20 protein-coding genes are annotated in these 22,202 nt (G+C 48.3%); 13 read left to right on the forward strand and 7 right to left on the reverse strand.

The window, feature by feature from the left end; translation table 11 throughout:
- Positions 1-29 precede the first annotated feature (29 nt).
- From nikB to HP567_RS06990, 8 genes are read left to right on the forward strand one after another with little or no spacing between them, the layout of a single operon-like run.
- The gene (gene nikB, locus HP567_RS06955; protein WP_173610526.1) at positions 30-953 is read left to right on the forward strand and encodes a nickel ABC transporter permease; all 924 of its coding nucleotides are present in this window, start codon (positions 30-32) and stop codon (positions 951-953) included.
- Between the two features lie 19 nt (positions 954-972).
- Complete coding sequence (locus HP567_RS06960) at positions 973-1,863, forward strand: ABC transporter permease subunit (RefSeq protein WP_173610525.1); 891 nt, start codon at positions 973-975, stop codon at positions 1,861-1,863.
- An 18-nt stretch (positions 1,864-1,881) separates the two neighbouring features.
- The gene (locus HP567_RS06965) at positions 1,882-2,874 is read left to right on the forward strand and encodes an ABC transporter ATP-binding protein (protein WP_173610524.1); all 993 of its coding nucleotides are present in this window, start codon (positions 1,882-1,884) and stop codon (positions 2,872-2,874) included.
- Positions 2,867-3,829 (forward strand): ABC transporter ATP-binding protein, encoded by a 963-nt coding sequence (locus HP567_RS06970; RefSeq protein ID WP_173610523.1) that lies wholly within the window; start codon positions 2,867-2,869, stop codon positions 3,827-3,829. The genes HP567_RS06965 and HP567_RS06970 overlap by 8 nt, the downstream gene beginning before the upstream one ends.
- Before the next feature lie 22 nt (positions 3,830-3,851).
- Complete coding sequence (locus tag HP567_RS06975; RefSeq protein ID WP_173610522.1) at positions 3,852-5,054, forward strand: ROK family transcriptional regulator; 1,203 nt, start codon at positions 3,852-3,854, stop codon at positions 5,052-5,054.
- Between the two features lie 16 nt (positions 5,055-5,070).
- The gene (locus HP567_RS06980) at positions 5,071-5,976 is read left to right on the forward strand and encodes a Gfo/Idh/MocA family protein (protein WP_173610521.1); all 906 of its coding nucleotides are present in this window, start codon (positions 5,071-5,073) and stop codon (positions 5,974-5,976) included.
- Entirely contained in the window at positions 5,973-6,968 is a 996-nt protein-coding gene (locus HP567_RS06985) for a Gfo/Idh/MocA family protein (protein WP_173610520.1), read from the forward strand. Before HP567_RS06980 ends, HP567_RS06985 begins: the two co-directional genes overlap by 4 nt.
- A 46-nt stretch (positions 6,969-7,014) precedes the next feature.
- Complete coding sequence (locus HP567_RS06990) at positions 7,015-7,887, forward strand: sugar phosphate isomerase/epimerase family protein (RefSeq protein WP_173610519.1); 873 nt, start codon at positions 7,015-7,017, stop codon at positions 7,885-7,887.
- A gap of 102 nt (positions 7,888-7,989) precedes the next feature.
- Here HP567_RS06990 and HP567_RS06995 read toward each other — a convergent pair whose 3' ends face one another.
- On the reverse strand, positions 7,990-8,343 hold the full coding sequence (locus tag HP567_RS06995) for a DUF805 domain-containing protein (RefSeq protein WP_173610518.1): 354 nt from the start codon (positions 8,341-8,343) through the stop codon (positions 7,990-7,992).
- Between the two features lie 205 nt (positions 8,344-8,548).
- On the opposite strand from HP567_RS06995, the gene speD reads away from it, so the two are divergent.
- On the forward strand, positions 8,549-9,358 hold the full coding sequence (gene speD, locus HP567_RS07000; protein WP_173610517.1) for an adenosylmethionine decarboxylase: 810 nt from the start codon (positions 8,549-8,551) through the stop codon (positions 9,356-9,358).
- Between the two features lie 227 nt (positions 9,359-9,585).
- Here the strand turns inward: speD and HP567_RS07005 are convergent, their stop codons facing one another.
- From HP567_RS07005 to HP567_RS07025, 5 genes are all read right to left on the reverse strand, one after another.
- Positions 9,586-11,295, reverse strand: a complete 1,710-nt coding sequence (locus HP567_RS07005; RefSeq protein WP_173610516.1) for a hypothetical protein — start codon at positions 11,293-11,295, stop codon at positions 9,586-9,588.
- 181 nt (positions 11,296-11,476) lie between these two features.
- Positions 11,477-12,142 (reverse strand): ankyrin repeat domain-containing protein, encoded by a 666-nt coding sequence (locus tag HP567_RS07010; protein ID WP_173610747.1) that lies wholly within the window; start codon positions 12,140-12,142, stop codon positions 11,477-11,479.
- 139 nt (positions 12,143-12,281) lie between these two features.
- Positions 12,282-13,751 carry an S-layer homology domain-containing protein gene (locus tag HP567_RS07015; RefSeq protein ID WP_173610515.1) on the reverse strand — a complete coding sequence of 490 codons (1,470 nt, stop codon included), beginning with the start codon at positions 13,749-13,751 and terminating at the stop codon, positions 12,282-12,284.
- 231 nt (positions 13,752-13,982) lie between these two features.
- Positions 13,983-14,678, reverse strand: coding sequence for a response regulator transcription factor (locus HP567_RS07020; RefSeq protein ID WP_173610514.1), 696 nt, complete (start codon positions 14,676-14,678; stop codon positions 13,983-13,985).
- Positions 14,679-14,693: 15 nt separating this feature from the next.
- Positions 14,694-16,157: a sensor histidine kinase gene (locus HP567_RS07025; protein WP_173610513.1), complete on the reverse strand. Its 1,464-nt coding sequence runs from the start codon at positions 16,155-16,157 to the stop codon at positions 14,694-14,696.
- A 169-nt stretch (positions 16,158-16,326) separates the two neighbouring features.
- Between HP567_RS07025 and HP567_RS07030 the strand changes: the two genes are divergently transcribed.
- The 3 genes from HP567_RS07030 (at position 16,327) to HP567_RS07040 (ending at position 19,574) form a co-directional block, all read left to right on the forward strand.
- Positions 16,327-17,124 (forward strand): carbon-nitrogen hydrolase family protein, encoded by a 798-nt coding sequence (locus HP567_RS07030; RefSeq protein WP_173610512.1) that lies wholly within the window; start codon positions 16,327-16,329, stop codon positions 17,122-17,124.
- 108 nt (positions 17,125-17,232) lie between these two features.
- Entirely contained in the window at positions 17,233-17,481 is a 249-nt protein-coding gene (locus tag HP567_RS07035; RefSeq protein WP_056490663.1) for a hypothetical protein, read from the forward strand.
- 707 nt (positions 17,482-18,188) lie between these two features.
- On the forward strand, positions 18,189-19,574 hold the full coding sequence (locus tag HP567_RS07040; RefSeq protein ID WP_173610511.1) for an L-cystine transporter: 1,386 nt from the start codon (positions 18,189-18,191) through the stop codon (positions 19,572-19,574).
- Between the two features lie 186 nt (positions 19,575-19,760).
- Here HP567_RS07040 and HP567_RS07045 read toward each other — a convergent pair whose 3' ends face one another.
- Positions 19,761-21,392: a peptide ABC transporter substrate-binding protein gene (locus HP567_RS07045; protein ID WP_173610510.1), complete on the reverse strand. Its 1,632-nt coding sequence runs from the start codon at positions 21,390-21,392 to the stop codon at positions 19,761-19,763.
- 223 nt (positions 21,393-21,615) lie between these two features.
- On the opposite strand from HP567_RS07045, the gene HP567_RS07050 reads away from it, so the two are divergent.
- Positions 21,616-22,179: a hypothetical protein gene (locus HP567_RS07050; RefSeq protein ID WP_173610509.1), complete on the forward strand. Its 564-nt coding sequence runs from the start codon at positions 21,616-21,618 to the stop codon at positions 22,177-22,179.
- Positions 22,180-22,202: the final 23 nt, after the last annotated feature.

Raw genomic sequence — 22,202 nt, forward strand, 5'->3', positions numbered from 1 at the left:
GCTGCTTTTCTTCTAGGAGGAACCGTACCATGTTCCGTTATATCGTGAAGAGACTCATCGAGATCATCCCGATTATTTTTGTTGTGTCGTTGCTCATTTTCTTCTTTATCCATCTGGTTCCGGGTGACCCTGTTCGCTTGGCGGCGGGAAAAGAAGCGACCTTGGAAGAGATCGAGCGGGTGCGTCAGGAGCTGGGCTTGGATAAGCCATTGCTTACCCAGTACGTCAATTACATGCAAAACCTGCTGACAGGAAATTTGGGACACTCCTTGAAGACGGGGCTTCCTATTAGTGATATGTTTGAAAACCGTTTTTCCGTAACGATGACGTTGACATTTATGAGCCTGGGTTGGGCCTTGGTGCTCGGATTGCTGATTGGGACGATCTCTGCTGTTTTCCGCAATAAATGGCCGGATTACGTAGGAATGCTGACGGCGATATCCGGTATTTCCTTGCCTGGATTTTGGCTGGGGCTCATTCTCATACAGGTTTTTTCTGTCACGTTGGGCTGGTTTCCCACAGGTGGGGTCGAGAGCTGGAAGAGCTACGTGCTTCCTTCGTTAACCTTGGGAGCTGGAATCATGTCGATGCTGGCTCGTTTTACACGTTCCTCCCTGCTCGAAACATTAAAGGAAGATTTTATTCGAACAGGTCGGGCAAAAGGGTTGAAGGAATCTGTAGTCGTTCGCAAGCACGCCCTGAAAAACTCGATGATTCCGGTCGTGACCATCGCCGGATTGCAATTCGGCTTTCTCTTGGGCGGATCGGTTGTCGTGGAGACGGTGTTTAGCATTCCAGGTATGGGGCGTCTGTTGATTGATTCCATTGCTTTTCGCGATTATCCGGTCGTACAGGCAGTCATCCTGTTGTTTTCACTGGAGTTCATTCTCGTGAATCTGCTGGTAGATATTTTGTACAAGGCACTGAATCCGAAAATCCGTTATGACAGCTAATGGCAAGGAGGTGACGTAAATGGAGGTAGTAAAAGAAATCGGGCATAACGTAGCGGTTTCCAACAAAAAGAAATCAAGAGCCCGCGAGTTTTGGAAGAAGTGGAAGAAGCAAAAGACAGCTTTCTGGGCGGGGTTTTTTATCTTGTTTTTGTTTGTCATCGCGTTGTTTGGCCCGTGGATCGCGCCTTATGATCCGTACGAGCCGAACTATGATGTGACGTTGCAGACTCCTTCCATGCAGCATTGGGCAGGGACAGATGAATACGGTCGAGATATTTTGAGCCGTATCATCGTAGGAACGGGAATCTCTCTTGGCGTCAGCTTTTCTTCTGTGCTGGTCGGTGCAGTGGTTGGAACGGTATTCGGTTTGATTAGCGGATATTACGGCGGGTGGATGGATCGCCTCATCATGCGGTGGAGTGACGTCATGTTCGCCTTTCCTGATTTGCTGCTGGCAATCGCCATCGTTGCAATTCTCGGTCCGGGATTAACGAATGTCGTCGTAGCGGTAGCGGTGTTCAGTATTCCATCGTTTGCGCGTTTGATCCGGGGCAATACATTGGCTGCCAAGGAAGCGGTGTTTGTAGAAGCGGCGCGGTCCATGGGGGCAAAAAGCAGCCGAATTATGTTTCGTCACATCTTTCCAGAGACCGTCTCCAGTATGATCGTCTTTTTTTCCATGCGAATCGGTACCTCGATCTTGGCAGCATCCAGTCTCAGCTTTCTCGGTCTGGGAGCCGCGCCCGAGAGTCCCGACTGGGGGGCGATGCTCAGTATGGGTCGTGACTATCTCGCCACTTCTCCTCATGTGGTCATCATTCCAGGGATTGCGATCTTTTTGACCGTGCTGGCGTTTAACCTGGTTGGGGACGGCCTGCGCGATATTTTGGACCCGAAAACGAAGAACTAAACGAGGGAGATGGGGCAGATGAGTGAGAACATCATGGAAGTAAAGCATCTGCAGACGCAATTTACGAGAGACAACCAGAAGACAGTCGTCCTCGACCATGTCAGCTTTCATATAAAAAAAGGCGAGGTGCTTGGACTGGTTGGCGAATCGGGCTGCGGCAAGAGCGTGACTTCCTTGTCGATCATGCGCCTGTTCAAGGACACTACTGGTGAGATTACCAATGGCGAGATTGTTTACAACGGTACGAATTTGCTCTCGATTTCGGAGAGTGATATGCGCCGTATTCGCGGAAAAGAAATCTCGATGATTTTTCAGGAGCCGATGACCTCGCTCAACCCGGTGATGAAAATCGGAGAGCAATTAATGGAAGCCATTCGTTTGCATCTCGGCTATTCCGACCAAAAGGCGCGAGAACAAGCAGTGAGCATGCTGACAAAGGTGGGGATTCCGCGCCCGAGCGAAATCATGGGTGAGTATCCGCATCAGCTCTCAGGCGGTATGCGGCAGCGCATTATGATTGCGATGGCGATGTCCTGCAATCCTAACCTGTTGATTGCCGATGAGCCAACGACGGCACTCGATGTCACGATTCAAGCACAAATCCTCGACGTAATGAAGCAGCTTCAGGCTGACGAGCATATGTCGATGCTATTGATCACGCATGATCTGGGCGTCGTGGCAGAGATGTGCAACCGTGTCGTGGTCATGTACGCAGGGCGTGTCGTGGAGGAAGCATCTGTTTACGACTTGTTCGACGAACCCAAGCATCCGTATACAAAAGGCTTGATCGGCTCCGTCCCCAAAATCGGGCAAAAGCGCGTGCGGCTGGATTCGGTTCCGGGCAACGTACCGACACCAAACAATATGCCGAAGGGCTGCAAATTCGCTCCGCGCTGCAGGGATGTCATGTCTGTCTGTTGGGAAAAGGAGCCCGCCATAACGACGGTGGGAGAGGAACGTTCTTGCCGCTGCTGGCTCTATCAAGAGGAAGGTAGGGATGTTCATGTCTAACTCACTGGTCGTGGTAGACGGTATTAAAAAAACGTTCCCGATTGATAGCGGTCTGTTCAGCAGCAAAAAAAGCGTAAAGGCAGTGAATCACGTTTCGTTCGAGATCAGGGAAGGCGAGACGTTCAGTTTGGTCGGAGAGAGTGGCTGCGGCAAGTCGACGACAGGGCGCTTGGTTACACGGCTTTTGTTGCCAGATGAGGGCAAGATTTGGATCAATGGCGAGGAAATCTCCAAGATGAACGAAACAAAGCTGCGGGAAGTGCGCAAGCAGGTACAGATGGTTTTTCAGGACCCGTACGCCTCACTGAATCCGCGGATGAAAATTCGCGATGTGGTAGCAGAGCCTCTTCTCATTCATACGAAGCTGTCTGCCCAAGAGCGTGATCGGATTGTCGCAGAAATGCTCGAGGTCGTCGGGCTCTCCAGCTATCATGCGGAGAAATTCGCCCATGAATTCAGCGGAGGGCAACGGCAGCGCATCGGAATCGCTCGCGCCTTGATTTTGAAGCCGAAGCTAATCGTCGCGGATGAGCCAGTCTCTGCTCTCGATGTGTCGATTCAATCGCAAATCTTGAATTTGCTAAAAGATTTGCAGGAAGAATTTCATTTGACCTATTTGTTTATTTCCCACGATTTGAGCGTGGTGGAGCATATTAGCGACAAGATCGGCGTGATGTATTTGGGGAGTCTCGTAGAATCCGGCCCGAAGGAAACAATTTTTGCCAATCCCCGGCATCCGTATACAAAAGCGCTGCTCTCTTCGGTTCCGATTCCTGATCCACGGGCGAAGCGGGAGAGGATCATTTTGCAGGGAGATGTGCCGAGCCCGGTGAATCCGCCGTCAGGTTGTCTGTTTCATACGCGATGTCCGTTCGTGATGGATAAATGCAAGACGACACCTCCAGCATTGAGGGAAGCGGCAGACGGAGATCATTTTGTCGCTTGCCATTTGTGACTTGAATAAAAGGGATGGTTACATGCGTAGGACGGGTGATTTAAAGCTGATCCAGGAACTGAATCGCTCCATCATATTCGATACGATCCGTCATTACGGGCCCATTTCCCGGAGTGAAATAGCGAAGCGGAACAAACTGAGTCCTACTACCGTGACCTCAGCTGTCAGTGAGTTGATTCGTGACGCGTTCGTATCCGAGGTGGGAACAGGGGAGTCAAATGGCGGACGCAAACCGATATTGATCCAGTTTTCTCCTGATAGCCGTTTTCTGATAGGCATCTCGATCTCTGGCTCGAAGATTACGATTGCCGAAATGAATCTGGAAGCCGCGGTCAAACGAAAGGAAGTTCACTCGATCAAGCCGTACCAAGGGGAGAGTATCCTTGCTTTTTTGCTGGAGGTTATTGAGCAATTTTTGCGTGGAGCCGCGAGTCTGGAGACATGTATGGGAATCTCGATCGTCACTCAAGGTATCGTGGACTCGGTTCATGGAGTGATTCGCTACAATACGAAGCTCCGCTTGCAGAATTCTCCTGTTAAAGAAATGATCGAGCGGAGGTTCCAGTTGAAAACATGGCTGGATAACGACACGAATGCGTACTTGCTAGCCGAGAAGACCATCGGGGATTTCAGTCATTATCAAAACATGCTGTACGTCACAATTGGGGATGGATTGGGAGCCAGTATTTTGATGAACGGTGCCATCTACAGGGGCTTTAAAGGCGGGGCCGGTGAGTTCGGTCACACCACGATTGATCGGGCAGGTGTGCGGTGCGACTGCGGAAATGTTGGCTGTCTGGAAAATTACGTGAGCTGGCCAACCATTTACTCCAAGCTCGTCTCCTCGCTTGCGAAAGGAAAAGCGAGCCGCATCTCTGATTTGGTGGAGCAGGATGTTGGCCGGATTACTCCTGCGGTGTTTCGTCAGGCGTTGGCAGAGCAGGACCCGCTTGCCATCAGCATTTTGGAGGAAACCGCTTCTTATTTGGCTTCGGGGTTGGTTAATCTGATTCATTTGTTCAATCCGGAGGTCATTATTCTAGGCGGTGAGATTGCCTTCGAAAATGAGCTGTTGATCGCCAAAGTAAAAGACTACGTGGGGGAATATGCGCATGGAATCCTGACGGAGGAACTGGAGATTCGGCCGAATTCGTTGGGTGAAAATGTAGAGGTCGCAGGAGCTGCCGCTGTTTTATTGCAGGATACCTTTCAGTTTTCGCTATAAGAGAGGGAGCGGGATCATGGTAAAAGTTGTAGTCGCAGGGGAAGCGGGAACAAGCGTCAAAGAATCGCAGGCTTGGCTTCGGATCAAAGAGGCAGAGATTGTAGGTGTGGCCGACAGCTTGTCTTCTTTGCGCGAAATCTTGCAGGGAACAAAAGTGGATATCGTGGATATTGGCTGGGTTGCGGACAGCGCTGACCCATGGGTGACGCTTGCGGCCCAGGCGGGAAAGCATATTTTATGCGCAGACGGTACTGCTCTAGGACGTGATGGAATCAGTTTGTGCGATCAGTATGATATCGTGCTGCAATTCGCCAATACACTGCGTTTTGCTCCGGAATACGAGCAAGCACAGGAGCAAATAAAGAATGGGGCAGTAGGCAAAGCAGGCGTCATTCGCTTGCGAAGAGGTGCTCCTCCATCATCCCCGAATGCCGACAAATGCATTTTTCAAGCGCTTGGAATAGGTGAATTCGACTGGCTGCGTTGGACGTTCGGCGAGGTTGAGCGAGTGATGGCGCGAGAGGTCAAGCACATAAATGAGTCAGGACAGATCGTCCATTATGCGTTGGTCATGCTTCGAATGGCAGGCGGGGCAATTGCCCATGTAGAGCTATCTTGGGCCGAGGAGACAGAACATGGTTCCTTTGAGCTTACCGGTGATCAAGGTATGATTGCCCATGATAGCCGGGAAAGCACCCCCATTCGCTGGAGTCGGGGAGAGCAGTTTCTTTCGACAACATTCCTACGGATGGATCTGATGCAGCGACAGCGGGAGCATTTCGTTCGCTGTGTACAGAAACAGGAAGTACCACGTCTGTATTCTCGTGATCTGCTCGCGGCTCTCGATATCGCTTCGGCGGCGAGAGAATCGGTCAGGACGGGACAACCTGTGAGTCTCATGCTTGGAGGTGGCGAAGGATGAAGGTAGGAATTATCAGCTTCGCCCATATGCATGCCCATAGCTACGCTACTTATTTGCAGAAGCACCTGGATGCGCAGCTGATAGCAGTCTGGGATGATGATTCTCGCCGTGGAGAGGAAGTGGCCACTGCCTACCAGCTTAATTTTTATCAAGATCTGCATGCCTTTTTGCAATCCGGTATCGACGCGGTCATTGTTTGCTCGGAAAATGCCAAGCACAAGGAGCACGTGATTGCGGCAGCGCGAGCGAAAAAGCACATTCTCTGCGAAAAACCAATTGCCACCGAGATTGCGGATGCACGCGAAATGATTCAGGTTTGCAAAGAGGAAGGTGTCATGCTCCAGGTTGCCTATCCTGTCCGATTTGCACCCGTGATGGAAAGTGTCAAGCAGATCGTTCAGTCGGGTGCTCTTGGAGACATTCTCGCCATCGATGGCACGAACCACGGACAAATGCCAGGTGGCTGGTTCATTGAAAAGGAGCTGTCTGGCGGTGGGGCAGCGACGGATCACATCGTCCATCTGATGGACCTCGTCCGCTGGATGCTCCAGGACGAAGTAAAAAGCGTCTACGCTGAGCTGGACACACGTTTTTACGAGTTGGAGGTAGAGGATTGTGGACTGGTTTTTGTGGAAATGGAGTCTGGCGTAATTGTTGGAATCGATCCGAGCTGGTCGAGACCGAAGACGTTCCCGACGTGGGGAGATGTGACGATGCGGATTGTCGGCACCAAAGGCACGTTGGACATCGATGTCTTCAAGCAACACGCGCTCTATTACAATGACCGCGATTCGAAGCTGCAAAATCTGCCTTGGGCTGTGGATATGGATGAACGGCTTATATCTGATTTTGTGCAAAATGTCATGGAAAGCCGACCTCCGTCTATTACAGGAGAGGATGGACTGCGGACGCTAGAAGTGGTGAAGGCAGCCTATGAATCTCATCGTCTGAAGCAAGCCGTGACTATCAACAAGGTGCATTTCTCATCATGATGAGCTGTAGCCTTTCTATACAAATAAATCAAACGAGGTGGAACGGATGAAAATTGGATTGAGCACTTACAGTCTACTGACAGCAATCCGAGCTGGGGAAATGGATGTACTGGATGTCGTGCAATGGATCGCGGATAACGGCGGTGAACACATGGAAATTGTGCCATACGGTTTTACACTAGTTGATAACTACGAATTGGCAGACGCTGTTCGGGATAAGGCAAAAGCGGTAGGGATTGAGCTGTCCAACTACTCGATGCCGACCAACTTTATTCAACCAGACGAAGAAGCCTTCGAAGCAGAAGTCGCACGTGTAAAAACACATGTCGATCTGCTGCACCGCATGGGTATCAAGCATATGCGCCACGACGTGTCTGCTTTTACTGTTCCCGTAGAGGAGACGACGATCGAATACTTTGAAAAGCATTTGGCTGAGATGGTTGAGGGCAGCCGTCGAATCGCTGATTATGCCGCGCAATTCGGAATAACGACGACAATCGAGAATCACGGCTGGCTGGTGCAGGCAAGTGATCGCGTGCAGCGTGTCTTGCATGAGGTCAACCGCCCGAATTTCAAAACGACGCTGGATATCGGAAACTTCATGTGTGTGGACGAAGCTGCGCTGGTTGGTGTGCAAAAAAATCTGCCTTATGCTTCGCTCGTCCATTTTAAAGATTTCTACTTCCGTCCGTCCTACCATGACCCAGGCGCTGGCAAATGGTTCAAGACCGTCAATGGCAACTTCCTGCGTGGAGCGATAGTCGGACAAGGCGACATCAACATACGCGAAGTCGTCAAGCTGGTCAAGCACTCTGGCTATGATGGCTATATCACGGTTGAGTTCGAAGGCATGGAGGAGTGTAGAGAAGGTTCCAAGATCGGGATGGACAACCTGCGACGTTTTTGGGACGAGGCGTAAAACGGTAGTGGAAAAACGGCATTTGGGGAGCCCCGAACTGCCGTTTTTTCTTTGGGCCAAAAATAAAACACCTCTCCCTTATGAGGAGAGGTGTTGAAGACATTAGAAGGATTGCGAAGTTTTAGGATTCGCACCGTATTGGTTGTCTCCTTGGCTGTCTTGGCACAAGAATACGATCAAAATAATAGCACCGATAAAAGGAATTAATCCAAGAAGGACCCACCAACCACTTCTTCCTGTATCGTGCAATCGGCGAACAGTTACGCCCAAACTAGGCAGTAATACTGCTAGTGAATAAATCATGCCCAAAACAGATGCTGTACCAATTAATGAGTCTACGAGAGCAATTACCAGAGATACGATGATGTTGAACAAAGTGAACATCCAATATTCTTGACGTCTAGCTCTTCCTGTAAAAGCGACGTATTTTTTCAATACGCTTGTATACCAATGCATGATAATTTCCCCCTTTCTTCTAAATTTTGACACACTTCGATATTTTATCACTAAACCAAGGGGATTAGAACCATATTCTGTTAAGTTTCCCTGATGCTATTGAATCAATTTTTGATAGGACAAAAGTAGTGGGTATTTATGAACGAGATGGAGGAAAAAGTAAGACCAAACGAGTTTTGGATGCTACTACAGGGGGAAATGACGCTTGGAACAAAAAACAGAACAAAACGTTACGCTGCATGGCTTCAACAATTTGACCAAGTCACTCAGCTTCAACATGTACGACATCTGCTACACCAAAACAAAAGCGGAACGGGAAGCGTATATCGAATACATAGATGAACAATACAATGCAGAGAGATTGACGAATATCCTAAAAAACGTGTCGGATATTATCGGCGCACATGTACTGAATGTCGCCCAACAAGATTATGTACCTCAAGGCGCGAGCGTCACTTTTCTTGTATCCGAGGGGCCGGTCGTAGAAGTCCCTAATGAATCTTATGAGGAATCTCCCGGGCCTTTACCTGAGAATGTAGTGCTACAGTTGGACAAGAGCCATATTACGGTTCATACGTACCCAGAGTACCATCCAACAGAGGGCATCAGTACATTCCGGGCTGATATCGACGTGTCGACTTGTGGCGAAATTTCTCCGCTCAAAGCACTCAATTATTTAATTCGTTCGTTTGATACAGACCTGATGACAATTGATTACAAGGTGCGGGGTTTTACCCGGGATATACATGGATACAAGCTGTTTATCGATCACGACATCAGTTCCATCCAAAATTATATTCCCGAGGAAATTAAGGACTTGTTCCACATGATTGATGTGAATGTGTACCAGGATAATATTTTCCATACCAAATGCAAACGCAGGGAATTTGATCTGAACAATTATTTGTTTGGATACACGAAGGATAGGCTGACACCGGAGGAGCAGGAGGATATTGCGAAGCAATTGCAAATAGAGATGGACGAGATTTACTATGGGAAAAATTTTGTGAATTAAGGAGGAAGCCTTCCTACTTGGGGAGGCTTCTTTCCACGTAGCTTTGTGTGCTTCCCTGAGCGTTCATTCAAAAGATTTAAATCGAAATACTTTCTACAGATTACCCAAGATGATGAAACAAAAGAATATCTCCTCCAAAAGACTTCCAGACATAACTATCAAAAAGGTCTAACCCCCGAAATAATCATCTGCTGTTCGAAAGACTTGTGGCATGGCTTCTCCCGACCTCAACAGTTGGAGGTGAACCTTTCACTTGCAGTAGGGTTAAGGTAGAATGCCCGAATTTCCTCCAGCGTTTTTCTAGCAGGTTGCACGAATTCGCGATCCCAATCTTCCGGAGGGGAATCCAGCGAAATCCCCTTTTCCTGTAAGGTTCGAAACAGCTCCTTATCCGCTTGTGTAGGGATCCACCACGTGTAGACGGGATTCGTTTTGCCATTGAGCAACGATTCGAACATAAATTTCACATAGCTAGCTGTAGAGAGTTCGCCGTAATTGACGTCGAATTCAGGCTCGGGAGCCGGATAGTCCTCTGGATAGCGGAACGGGCCAAAGTGAATGGAAATACCGAGAAAGCCGACGGGTGGAATGTTGTTTCCGTACCCGGGAAGGGAGAACGGCAGATCAGCTGCGAAGTGCAGACGAATCATGACAGAGTTGATGAATTGCCGTTCGAAGAAACTTTCTTTTTGCCAAATGCCGAGCTCTCGTGAAAGAGTATCCCAGTGAATAATGGACGTATTGTGCGCGAGCCAGAAGGCGGACGACATCTGTTCAAACGTTTTGTAAAACTCCTCGTCGTAATCGTGAAACGGATCGAGCAGGTCGAACAGGCTGAAGCACCCGTGTTTTCTTCTCCATTTTTGCGCGATGATCAGAAAATCAATCAATCGTTGGATCCGCAGCTCCGGGCTGCTCTCATTATTGGCAAACAGATACGTCGCTTCTATCAAATCAGCAGTGAAGTTGCCGTTAACAAAATCCCAGTAATTGATTTCGCCAGCTTCTACACGTTCTTCGTTAATCCGCTTCGTATCCGTTTCCCATCGCGCAAAGGTGGCGACATCAATGCCGAAATAAAGCTCAGGCAGGAGGTCGCTAAAAATATGGAAACGATAAGGGCTGGACTGCTGGAACCAAGTTTTGATGAAGTCCAGGCGAGAAGAGGGAGATATGACTGCGGCCCGCTCCACATAGTTCGCTTTGGCAACCGTTGACTCGAATTCCTCAACGGATGAGGCGATTGCCACGAAAGGGGCCGCTGAGGTCAAGAAGTCCACGCCGTCTTCATCGTTGTCGTATTGCACAATGATGTGCTGGAAGGTTGCCTCAGCCAAGGGAGATAAAACGAGCTGATTCCAACGGTGCGGGGTTGTATCGTCTATGGCGCCGATGACGACGACAGGTTTGTCCGGTTCCCCGCGAAAAGAAATAGAAGCCCCGTTTTGGACGACGATCTTGTTTTGGCAGCGTACGTTGATGGATGTACCTGCTTCAAAGCTGATGGAGGTCCCAGCAGCTATGATGGCATCCTCTGGTCCGATCATGTACGGACCATTTTCTGCGGAAAATTCCTCCGATTGATGGATGATTCCCGATAGGCGTTTGTACTTATCCACATGCAGTTGGTAGGTGTGCTGCGGGTCCGGATCAGGTCCAATCGTCAGCTGCACGTAGTAAAGGCCATCTTCCTCCGGAAAAAACGGAAGGATGATGGGGGCGTTCGGACTATATTCAGCTTCTGCAAGTTTTGTTCGATGGATGTCATAGATTCTGATGGTAGTCAAAGGATGCGTCAGGTTACTCATATGGATTTCAATAGCGTCTGTAGAAGCAAGAAAGAGCTTGTACATCTCCACCTTAGCTTCAAGGTTAGGAGAAGCTTTTCGGATGCGTTTGTCCGTTTCCAAAATCGATGTATACGAGCTGACGGTCATGTAAAACAGGCTCCTATCAAAATGGTGTAGGTATAATGGAATAGTCCACTAGTAATTGACGCCTGAATATGGAAAAAGTTTTGAGTTTTGCAGGGGCTTTTGGTCTAGGAAATAAGAAAAAGGATAGGGGTCAGATGAGTTCTGACGATCCTATCCTTTGTTTCTTCCATTATAGATGTTCTTATTTTCCACCAGCCTGCGTGAGCATTTCGATCATTTCTTTGTAGCCATGCTTCTTCGCATGTCCCAGAGGCGTCACACCATCGTGATCAGCGAGATTGACATTGGCATTGTGCTCGATCAGCAGCTTCACGATTTCCTGATGCTTCTTGCCACCATCGCCCAAAATCACTGCTTCCAAGAGAGCGGTCCAGCCCAATCTGTTGACATGATCAATGTTGACATCGGAGGTGGTGAGCAGTTCCTTGACGATCTCGACATGTCCACGATCAGCCGCAGGAATCAAGGCCGTTCCGCCAAAACGGTTCGTAATGGTAGTGTCGGCACCTGCTGCTATCGAGGCTTTTACGAATGCGAGCTGGCCTGCTGCGCTAGCGTAGAGCAAGGGATTGTCTAAGTTGTTGTCTCGGATGTTGACGTTGGCTCCGCGTTCAACCAACAAGTTGAAAACGTCTAGTTGACCGGAGTGGACCGCGATCATTGCAGAGGTCCGGCCCCTACTATCGGTGGCGTCAATATCCGCGCCTTCTGCAAGCAGCCTCTCAATCGCTGCTTTGTCTCCTTGACTGGTTGCTGTCAATAAGGCTTGATTCAGCTTATCCATTTCAATTTTCACCGCCCGGGTTGCTTGCTGCTCGCCACTCGTCAGGATGGTATTCCAATTCATTTCACACCCTGACAGAATAACGACAGCGGTCAAAAGACCTGCATACAGCACAGCGAGCCCACACCTTTCTTTTGATTTGGATACCTGCATCACACAAAAGAGGTAGCTCATAAAGTCAGTTTTTGAACACTTACAAAGACTACTCGATTGTCAGCTCGGCAGAAGATTTGCCAGCCCAATCGCCGACAGGTGTTACCGTGTATGTGCTACCTGCTTTCAGTTTACCATCTTGCTGGATGTCAAACACGCCTGTTGTACCTTTGCGGCTGGAATATTTGTACGTCGCCAGCAGTTTTTCTCCGTCTGCACTAGTGAGTTCTACGCTGCGTCCGGAGAACAGCTCGTCACCCGGGTCCTCTGTGAGGGAAACGGTGATAGAAGTTTCATTAACTGCTTTGGCTTCACTAATTTCGAGCGGAGCGATTTCTTTTGCGACGAAGGTTGGATTTGCGATATTCGCCCAGTCGGACGTAATGGTGTACGTAACGCCTGGAGTCAGGACTTGGCCTTCTGGGAGACGGAATTTAATTTCTTGCTTGCCGTCTGTTGATTGTGTGAAAGGCACGTACTTCGCTACGATTGGTTGTCCCCCTTCCGGTGTAATGATCACTTGTCTTGCTTGCATGGAAGAAATGATTTGATACGTTTTACCGTCTGCACTGTTGTTTTGATCCAGCACCAATGCATTTGCACCGCGCCCTCCACTGTAGGCAGAGATGACATATCCGTAATCAATGACACCATTTGCTCGCAGGGACTCGACTTCAAACGTGTCGTTTGTTACTTGTCGCACTTCTGTCATGTCGATCTTGGTTGCGTTACCTGCGAATGTGCCCGCCTTTTTCCCTTTGTATGTCAGGGTGTAGGTGGTTCCTGGCTTTTGAACCGAGGTCGGCACGATGTAGGTATTGGTAGAACCTGTTTTCAGACGTGGCATATTGGTCAGTGTCAGCCCATCGCTAAAGACAAAGTCTTCTTTTGCTTTGGCAAATGCTTCGTTTTCTGCTGTCAACGGAGCGTCGAACGTCACAATCAATGTAATTTCGTTCAAGGATTGTACGCTCGTGATGGTTGCTTTATCGGAAGGGATTGCCTGGCGAGCCACATTCAACAGATAAGCGGCTTCACCGCGCGTAACGTTGCTGTCTGCGGAGAAGAAGCGTTCCGCCCAGTAGTTAACCGACTTCACATCACGTTTGAGCGCTTTTGCGACGATTTGCACGAATTCAGCATCTGTTACGGTTCCGCGTGGATCAAATTGGCCATCTTTTGCTTGCATGATATCGAGGGATACCAGATCAACCGCGTATTTATAGAACCAGTCATTTGCTTTCACATCCGTAAACGTTACGGATTTATCTGTTTTGCCGCCTTGCAAGCCAAAGGTGTGTGCGACCATTTTTGCCAGCTCGGCACGCGTAACTTGATTGTGAATGTTACTGCCTTGCATAACTTTCAGCTTGGAGAGTTCAGTAACGGCTTGTTGAATTTCTTGTGCATTCAGGGGAGTGGAAGCCGCTTGTACGTTTAATGCAGCGTAAGGAAGGGATGCTGTGCCCATAATAGTTGCGAGCATCATGATCGCGATTTTATTGGAAAACTTTTTCATCAGTTGGTCCTCCTTTAGATTGGTTGAATGGGTGTTGCTTGACTACTTGTAGAATAGTCGAGAGACATAAACTGCCAAGAAACAAGAGATTAATAGAATCTAAAAAGGTTCTTAAAAAAAGATAAACTGACCTTTATTGAAAAAAAATCCTCCAGCTTTGACGTGGAGCGGAAAATCCGTCCTCGTTTTCACTGAAGGTTTTTGTAATAATCATGGTATTCGCGTTTATGCTTAGACAGTAAATCGGTAACCGGCACCCCAGACAGTCTCTATGTACTGCGGATTGGATGGATCGACTTCGATTTTTTCCCGCAGCTTGCGAATATGCACCGTAACGGTCGCGATATCTCCGCTGGAATCCATGCCCCAGATTCGTTCGAACAGTTCATTTTTGTTAAAAACCCGATTCGGGTGAGTCGCTAGAAATTCAAGCAGATTGAATTCTCTTGTCGTGAATATAACTTCCTGATTGCGTACATAGACTCTCCGCGATACTTTGTCGATGACGAGACCGCGAATGTGAATTTCTGCGTTCGTTGGTTGAGTTTGTCGGGCTGTCAAACGCTCGTATCTTGTCAGATGGGCTTTGGCTCTGGCTACTAATTCGCTGGGACTAAACGGCTTTGTAATATAGTCATCGGCACCGAGATTAAAGGCGCGGATTTTATCGATCTCTTCTTTTTTGGCGGAGACGATCAGGATCGGCACTTCCTTGACTTGTCTGATCTGGCTGCACAATTCGAAGCCGTCCATGCCCGGAAGCTGCAAATCAACGATGATCAAACTGTAGTCGCCATTGATGGCAAGCGGCAAGCCTTCGCTGCCGGAGTGGCATAAATCGACCTGAAAGCCGTTCAGTTCAAAATAATCCCGCTCCAGTTGAGCGATGGTCGTCTCATCTTCAATGATGAGGATGCGTGAAGACATGGGAATGTGCACCTCCTATTGTTTGTGGGTACGTTTTAACGTAAAGAACAGGCTGGTACCTACACCTTGCTTGCTCTCCACCCAGATTCTGCCGCCGTGACCCTCGACGATCTGGCGCGCGATGGACAGTCCGAGACCACTACCGCCCGTGGAAGAATTACGGGATTGCTCCACTCGATAAAATCGTTCGAATAGGTGAGGAATGGCTTCCTGCGGAATACCGGTGCCGTTGTCTTTTATTTCAATGGTGGCCCAATGAGGGTCTGCTTGAACCGAGACGCAGATGATTTTTTCAGGTTTATCCATGTATTTTTGTGAGTTGCCAATGATGTTTAAGACGGTGCGCTTGATTTTTTCCAGATCGGCGATGACCAGGGTGCCTTCTGCTGCGCGTTGATTCCACTGAATCGTGATGCCCTTCTTTTCCAAATCGTAGTGCAGCTCGTCGATGCAGTCATCCAAAAACCGCACGATATCTACATGTTCAAATGTAAAGGGCACTTGCTTCAGATCGAGCTTGGAGTAGAGAAACAGCTCATCGACGAGCAAGTCGAGGTCTACTGCCTTGGAGTAAATGATATTGACGTACTTGTCCATTTTCTCCGGGGTATCAGCTACGCCATCACGGATTCCCTCGATGTAGCCTTTGATATTGGTAATCGGTGTCCGTAAATCATGCGAGATGTTGGAAATCAACTCTTTGCGGCTTTCTTCGTCCGCAAGGCGCAGTCGCACCGATTCCTGCAATCGTTTGCGCATGTTTTCGAAAGCTTCGTTCAGTTGTCCAATCTCGTCTTTCGTGTACAGATGGAGCTCAAAGTCCAGATTGCCTTCCTTGATGTTCTCAGCCGAATTGCGCAGTAAATCGAGCGGTTTTACGACGCTACGAGTAATCCAGCGGTACAACAGGACGTTTGCGATGACAATGACGCCGAGGAGGAGGAACACGAGCATCGGCAGCAGTTTGCGGATAACCTCACCAAATGGACTGCGTTCGCGGATCACAAAGACACTGCCTTTTGCGCCATCTGAAAACTTGAAGTCAAACTTGGCATACGCATAAAATCTTTCGCCGATGTTGAACGTGTTGCGAATCTGGTTGTTGTTCAAGTCATAGGGCGGCAAGCTGTTTTCCAGCTCGGGCTGATTGATGGTTGGAGAGGTAAAGACTTGATTGCTCTCTCTGCGGACATATAGGCCGGCCCGTACCGTTTTGAGCTTGAAATCGTAATCGGCAAGCAGCTCCTGATTTTGCAACTGATCCGGCTCATTCTTGGCGAGATATTTCAATTCAAGGAAAATATTCTCTTCTTGTTCTGTCAGCGGATTTAGCTGATAATGCACTTTATAAAAATCGCGAAAGCTGTTGAAATCGCCTGTCGCCGCAATCGTAAACAGGCTGGCGGCTACAAAAAACGTCAGCAAGCTGATGACTAGCATCCCTGTGTAAGAGAGCAGCAGCTTGATACGGATGGACATGGACTCACCTGCTTTCAATAGGGTGAAAATTTATACGCAAGATGACAAGTCCATTATATACAAGACGTCCAGTTGGTAAAGCAGATTTACTTGGAACTCTGTCAAAATCAGTTATACTAGCAAGTAAGAAAACGAGAGCTTTGTATGAATGGGAAGGACGGGGATATTCGTGAAAGTAGCCATTGCACAACTGACAGCGACGATGGATAAGACGCAAAATTTGCAAAAAGCAGCCGATTACATTGCCAAAGCAAAGGCAGCAGGGGCAGATTTTGTAATCTTGCCTGAAATGTACAGCGCACCTGCCACGCCAAAGTCGGGAGTAACCCCAGCGGAGGTAGCGGAAAAGCTGGATGGTCTATTTGTGTCCGGCTTGGCAGAGCTCGCTTCCGAGCACGGAGTTTATGTGGTTTGTGGTGTGTTCGAATCCATCGAGGGTGATGAAAATCGTGCCTACAATACGACTGTTTTTCTAGGACGTGATGGACAGCTGCTGCATGCGTACCGCAAGACACATTTATACGATGCCTTTTCCTACACAGAATCGGACTTCATCGCGCCTGGGGATAATCCGTATCAAGTGGTGGAAACGGAATTCGGCAAAATCGGGCTGATGGTATGCTACGAGGTGCGCTTCCCGGAAATCGCGAGACAGTTTGCGCTCCAGGGTGCCGATATTTTGTTTGTGCCAGCAGGCTGGGTAGCGGGAGCGATGAAAGAGGATCACTGGGAGACGCTGGTTCGTGCGCGTGCCATTGAAAACACAATGTTCGTATGTGCGGCTGACCAGGTCGGAAATATTTTTGCCGGACGCAGCATGTTCGTCGATCCGATGGGTGTCGTGATAGCGAGTGCAGGGGAAGAAGAAACGTTATTGATCGCAGAACTGGATGTAAGTCGGATTGAGCGAGTACGGGGCAAATTGCCAAGCGTAGCCAACCGCCGAGCGGAACTGTATACCAATTAAATGCCTATGCACACTTTCTCTTTTGTTCAATATGATGGTAACAGATAATCAGTCATTATTTTGGCCCTTATGTAAGCGTCACCATCATGAGAGAGGGAGTGTGTACGAATGTTCTGGTTCGTATGGGCTGTCGTCGGTGTGGTCGTTTGGTGGGCAATGAGCTTGATCTGTACAGGAAAAGCGGCAGGATCAGGCTGGTGGGCTTCGCTCATTGCTGCTCTTTTGGGTAGCTGGCTGGGCGATTTGGTACTGGGTGATTGGCTGTGGATGTGGGCAGGCTTCAACGTCATTGCCGGAGCCATTGGTGCGGTCGTCATCACTTGGTTGTGGTGTTTGGTGGTGAAGCAATTAAAATAAGCGAAACAATTTCGTATTACTAACGAACCAGGGATCGTCCAAATGGGCGGTTCCTGGTTTTTTATGCGGAGCTGTAGTGGAGAGAAGAATATTTCCAGTCTAGGCTCCAGGCTCCGTCCTGCTGAGGGTTAAGACTGCCCGCTCCGAATGGATTCGCGGGGAAACGCAAAAAGTGGTAGCCGCTTCGTAGCGCGAGCAAGTTGCGTTTCTTTTGCCCGCGAATCCCTTCTCCGCTCGGTAGGACTCCACAAGTCGCTACGTCTGGAAATATTCTTCTCTGGCGTAACGAGAGTGTATTCTTCCATCTTTTAAAGCATTAAAAACTCGTTTAGAAAGGATAGCTCGCAGAGGAAACAGGGGAAATAAGCGAAGATCTTAGGGACGCCGACCGAGACGCAATGCAAAAAGCGAAACACGCTCTTAAACGTCCACCTCTGAAATAACTTCGAGAAAGAGACCACTTTGGACGCGGTTTCGCTTTTTGCATGGAGTCGTGCAGTCAATCCCGCAGGGGGTGGCCCTAGAATCAGAGCGTTTTCTTCTGTTTCCTCCCCACCACTGCAGCCGGACATTATGTACCTCTGTAAGACAGTTTGGAATAATATAAAAACAATTCTTACTTGACCAGTAGGGATTGTTGGTAATATAACTATATCTATACCGAATACAATAATGAGAGGTACATAAAACGAAAGGGAGGGGAATATATGTCGACGTTATTGATCATCGTAAACATTGTTTTATTGCTCTTATTCATTGCTGGATTGTATGCCATGCAAAAGAAGCATATTTCTTTTTCCAAGCGGGTATTTGTCGGTCTCGGACTCGGGATTTTATTTGGACTCATTTTGCAATACGTATACGGAGCCAAATCGGATGTACTCAAATCCACTATCGAATGGTACAACATTGTAGGTAAAGGCTATGTGAAACTGCTTCAAATGATCGTAATGCCACTAGTATTCATCTCTATTTTATCGGCTTTTACCAAAATGAAACTAACCAATAACATTGGGAAAATCAGTACGCTGATTATCGGACTTTTGGTAGGGACGACTGCTGTCGCGGCAGCGATCGGGATTTCGACTACCTTGGCATTTAATCTCGACGGGGCACAATTCCAGCAAGGGGATGCGGAATCTGCTCGGATCGAACAGGTGGAGCAGCGCTTGGGTGATATCGAGAACTTGAGCATGCCGGCGAAAATCCTGGAACTGCTTCCAGCCAATCCTTTCCTCGACCTGACTGGAGACCGGGCGACTTCTACAATTGCTGTTGTGATTTTCTCCGCGATTATCGGTGTAGCATATTTAGGGGTAAAGCGCAAAAATCCGGAGCAAGCTGAATTGTTTGCGAAAATCGTCGATGCATTCCATACGATCACTATGCGTATCGTGACATTGATCTTGCGCCTGACGCCATATGGTGTACTGGCAATCATGATCAGAGTCGCAGCTACCAGCGATTACAATGCCATCTGGCAGCTGGGCAAGTTCGTTGTCGCATCGTATGTGGCGCTGATCATCATGTTTATCGTTCATTTGCTGCTGTTGACGTTTGCAGGATTGAATCCAATCACCTACGTGAAAAAAGCATTCCCTGTCCTGACGTTCGCCTTCACTTCGCGTACGAGCGCGGGCGCGTTGCCACTGAATGTAAAAACGCAGCAAAGCATGGGGGTTCCTGAGGGAATTGCCAACTTCGCAGGCTCCTTTGGACTCTCCATCGGACAAAACGGCTGCGCCGGTACGTATCCAGCCATGTTGGCTGTCATGGTAGCACCTGTCGCAGGAATTGATCCGTTGACACCATCGTTCATCCTGACACTGATCGCAGTTGTGGCGCTCAGCTCCTTCGGGGTTGCAGGCGTAGGTGGCGGGGCGACCTTTGCAGCACTGCTCGTCTTGTCCACGATGAATTTGCCAATTGCCATTGTCGGTCTGCTCATCTCCGTTGAGCCGTTGATTGACATGGGCCGCACAGCACTAAACGTAAGCGGCAGCATGACGTCCGGTCTCTTGACGAGCAGAGTGACAAAAGAGCTGGATACCAATGCTTACCACGGAACCGACCAAAAAACGCTGACTGTGTAATTGTAAATGTAATAAAACAGGCTGTACCGTCTATTGCGACAGGTACAGCCTGTTTTGTTTTGATTTATGTGGTTTCAAGAAACTCGTGTATACAAAGGCTACTCGTTGGCGTGCCACCAACGGAGGGAGCCCGTTTTTCTCTTCCCCACCACTATGTTCGCACAAAACAAAATAAGATTTTATTCTTTACGGATTAACCGAGGTGTATTTAAAGTAAGCGCCGCCCAGCGGGAAGATGATGAAATCCTTCACCTTGTCGTTTTTCACATAAGGGCTTCCACGGAAGTTGATTGGAGCCAGCGGCATTTCTTCCATAAGAATCGTCTCAGCTTCGAGCAGAATTTTTTTGCGCGCGTCCAGATCAGGCTCGTTGTAACTCTTATCGATCAGCTCTTTAAACTTGGCATTTTCCCAATCCGGGTGGTTGTTTCCGCCCGTTTTATCACGGAACATCTCCAGGAAGTTGATCGGGTCATTGAAGTCTGCGCCCCATTGGAAGCGGATCATGTCAAAGTTCGCTTGCGATCTCATGTCCCGGTACACCTTCAGCTCCGCCGTGTACAGCTTCACGTTGACACCGAGTGCCTTTTTCCACTGATCTTGCAGGGCTTCTGCCAGTTTTTTGTTGGTATCATTTGTGTCAAAGGTGTAGGTAACAGTCGGGAAGGTCGAGAGTCCGAGCTCCTTCATACCTTCTTCCAGTAATGCTTTTGCTTTCGCCTGATCTTCTTTAAAGTAGCCGTCTGGCTTTAATCCCATGGAAGTCGGTACCCAACCATAGGCGGCTGGAACACCCGTCTGCAAAATATTGTCGATGATTTCCTGACGGTTGATGGCATACGCGAAGGCTTGGCGAATTTTTTTGTTATTGAAAGGTGGTTTGTTTGTATTAAAAACAACGGATTGCGTGCCCGGATTATCCGCGACCATCAGCTTGCCAGCATCTTTGAGTGTAGGGATTGCGTCGGTCGGAAGAGTTGAGGCAGGATAGCCGCCCCAGTCGATGTCGCCATTTTCGAACATCGAGAACGCTGTATTGTTGTCCTCGATCATAGCGATTTCAATCCGGTCGAGCTTGACGTTGTCTTTGTCCCAGTAGTTCGGGTTTTTCGTAAAGACGATTCTGCTTTTGTGCTCCCACGTGTCCATGATGAAGGGACCATTTCCCACGATGGTTTTCGCTTCATTCGCCCATTTCGGGTTTCCTTCCAGCGTTTTTTGATGCAACGGGAAGAGGGTCGGGAAGAAGGTTAGTTCACGGAAAAACGGAGTCGGGGCCTTTAGGTTAAATTCGACGGTGTAGTCATCTACAGCTTTGACGCCTACATCCTCTGCTTTGCCTTTCCCCGTATTGTACTCCTCTCCTCCTTTAATGTAGTAAAGCTGATAGGCGTACTCGGACGCTGTTTTCGGATCGAGATTGCGCTTGATCGCATAGACGAAATCATGGGCGGTGACAGGATCTCCGTTGCTCCATTTGGCGTCCTTGCGAATTTTGAAGGTGTAGTTCATGTAATCCGGCGAGTTGGTGAAGCTCTCAGCCGTAGCATTGACGAGTTGTCCATTCAGGTCATAGCTGGTCAAACCTTCAAAGGCAGCGTAAATCATGTCAAACGAATCCGCGTCGACGGCGATCCCAGGGTCCATCGAAGGAGGCTCGCTGTTAATGCTCCATTTTAACACCATGGGCTCTGTTTTTGTCGCTTCTGCAGGTGTAGTGGAGCCAGTGGGTTCAGCAGGTGCGGAAGAGTTCGAGCACCCCGCTAGTACCCCGAAAAGCAAGGTAAGACAGGTTGCAATTGCCAGTCCCTTTTTCATAAATACCCCCCTTAAAATGATAGAAAACGTATATTCAGAATATTTGCTGAGGGTTTCGATAGCAAAGAAATTTTTTTAGTTTCTCGATAAAAAATATTTACTTAGATTATTGATAGATAGAAATAGTGGAATGGAATTAATTGATTTTTCTTAAAAATTTACTCGTTTTTAAAGTTATGGTATATTTTGGTAGATATTAATGATAGGAGAGGTGGGAATCACTATGTTTAAGAAAATGGTTTTTTCAGCATTAGGTGTAGCCGTATTTTCTGCAGTGTTAACGTCTCCGATTCAAGCCGCAAACACACCATTTAGTGTTGGTGAGCAGAAAGAACATTCATTAGTTTCTGCCAAATGGAGCTCGGATGAGGAATGGATTCGTAAGTCCGCTGCTGTTCCAGCAGGTTGGGTCGTCATTCGTGAAGACCTAGGTTCCAAGCTAATTAAAAATACAGCAGGTGCTCCATATGGTACAGAATTAAGAGTTAGCAAATATTCTCCCGTTCCAGCAGGATGGGTAGTTTTACGAGATGAAGTAGCTGGTCGTGTGATCAAATATGTAATAGGAGCATCTTATCGCACGGATTTTAATGTGACTAAGTTCTCCCCCGTTCCAACTGGATGGGTTGTATCGCGAGAAAATTATGATAGCAAAACGATCATGAATGTCGTTGGCGCTCCTTATGGAACCGTATTATTAGTAAGCAAATATTCACCTGTTCCGCCAGGATGGGTTTACGAGGGACAAGTGGCTGCTGGCATGTACATTAAAAACTTGAATCGCTAGTAGTCCTATTCAAATAAAGTTCG

The sequence above is a fragment of the Brevibacillus sp. M2.1A genome, assembly GCF_013284355.2.
GTDB lineage: Bacteria > Bacillota > Bacilli > Brevibacillales > Brevibacillaceae > Brevibacillus.

Coding starts and splice junctions, on each gene's coding strand:
- nikB (WP_173610526.1), top strand. CDS start 30: ATGTTCCGTTATATCGTGAAGAGACTCATCGAGATCATCCCGATTATT.
- HP567_RS06960 (WP_173610525.1), top strand. CDS start 973: ATGGAGGTAGTAAAAGAAATCGGGCATAACGTAGCGGTTTCCAACAAA.
- HP567_RS06965 (WP_173610524.1), top strand. CDS start 1,882: ATGAGTGAGAACATCATGGAAGTAAAGCATCTGCAGACGCAATTTACG.
- HP567_RS06970 (WP_173610523.1), top strand. CDS start 2,867: ATGTCTAACTCACTGGTCGTGGTAGACGGTATTAAAAAAACGTTCCCG.
- HP567_RS06975 (WP_173610522.1), top strand. CDS start 3,852: ATGCGTAGGACGGGTGATTTAAAGCTGATCCAGGAACTGAATCGCTCC.
- HP567_RS06980 (WP_173610521.1), top strand. CDS start 5,071: ATGGTAAAAGTTGTAGTCGCAGGGGAAGCGGGAACAAGCGTCAAAGAA.
- HP567_RS06985 (WP_173610520.1), top strand. CDS start 5,973: ATGAAGGTAGGAATTATCAGCTTCGCCCATATGCATGCCCATAGCTAC.
- HP567_RS06990 (WP_173610519.1), top strand. CDS start 7,015: ATGAAAATTGGATTGAGCACTTACAGTCTACTGACAGCAATCCGAGCT.
- HP567_RS06995 (WP_173610518.1), bottom strand. CDS start 8,343: ATGCATTGGTATACAAGCGTATTGAAAAAATACGTCGCTTTTACAGGA.
- HP567_RS07005 (WP_173610516.1), bottom strand. CDS start 11,295: ATGACCGTCAGCTCGTATACATCGATTTTGGAAACGGACAAACGCATC.
- HP567_RS07010 (WP_173610747.1), bottom strand. CDS start 12,142: ATGAATTGGAATACCATCCTGACGAGTGGCGAGCAGCAAGCAACCCGG.
- HP567_RS07015 (WP_173610515.1), bottom strand. CDS start 13,751: ATGAAAAAGTTTTCCAATAAAATCGCGATCATGATGCTCGCAACTATT.
- HP567_RS07020 (WP_173610514.1), bottom strand. CDS start 14,678: ATGTCTTCACGCATCCTCATCATTGAAGATGAGACGACCATCGCTCAA.
- HP567_RS07025 (WP_173610513.1), bottom strand. CDS start 16,157: ATGTCCATCCGTATCAAGCTGCTGCTCTCTTACACAGGGATGCTAGTC.
- HP567_RS07035 (WP_056490663.1), top strand. CDS start 17,233: ATGTTCTGGTTCGTATGGGCTGTCGTCGGTGTGGTCGTTTGGTGGGCA.
- HP567_RS07040 (WP_173610511.1), top strand. CDS start 18,189: ATGTCGACGTTATTGATCATCGTAAACATTGTTTTATTGCTCTTATTC.
- HP567_RS07045 (WP_173610510.1), bottom strand. CDS start 21,392: ATGAAAAAGGGACTGGCAATTGCAACCTGTCTTACCTTGCTTTTCGGG.
- HP567_RS07050 (WP_173610509.1), top strand. CDS start 21,616: ATGTTTAAGAAAATGGTTTTTTCAGCATTAGGTGTAGCCGTATTTTCT.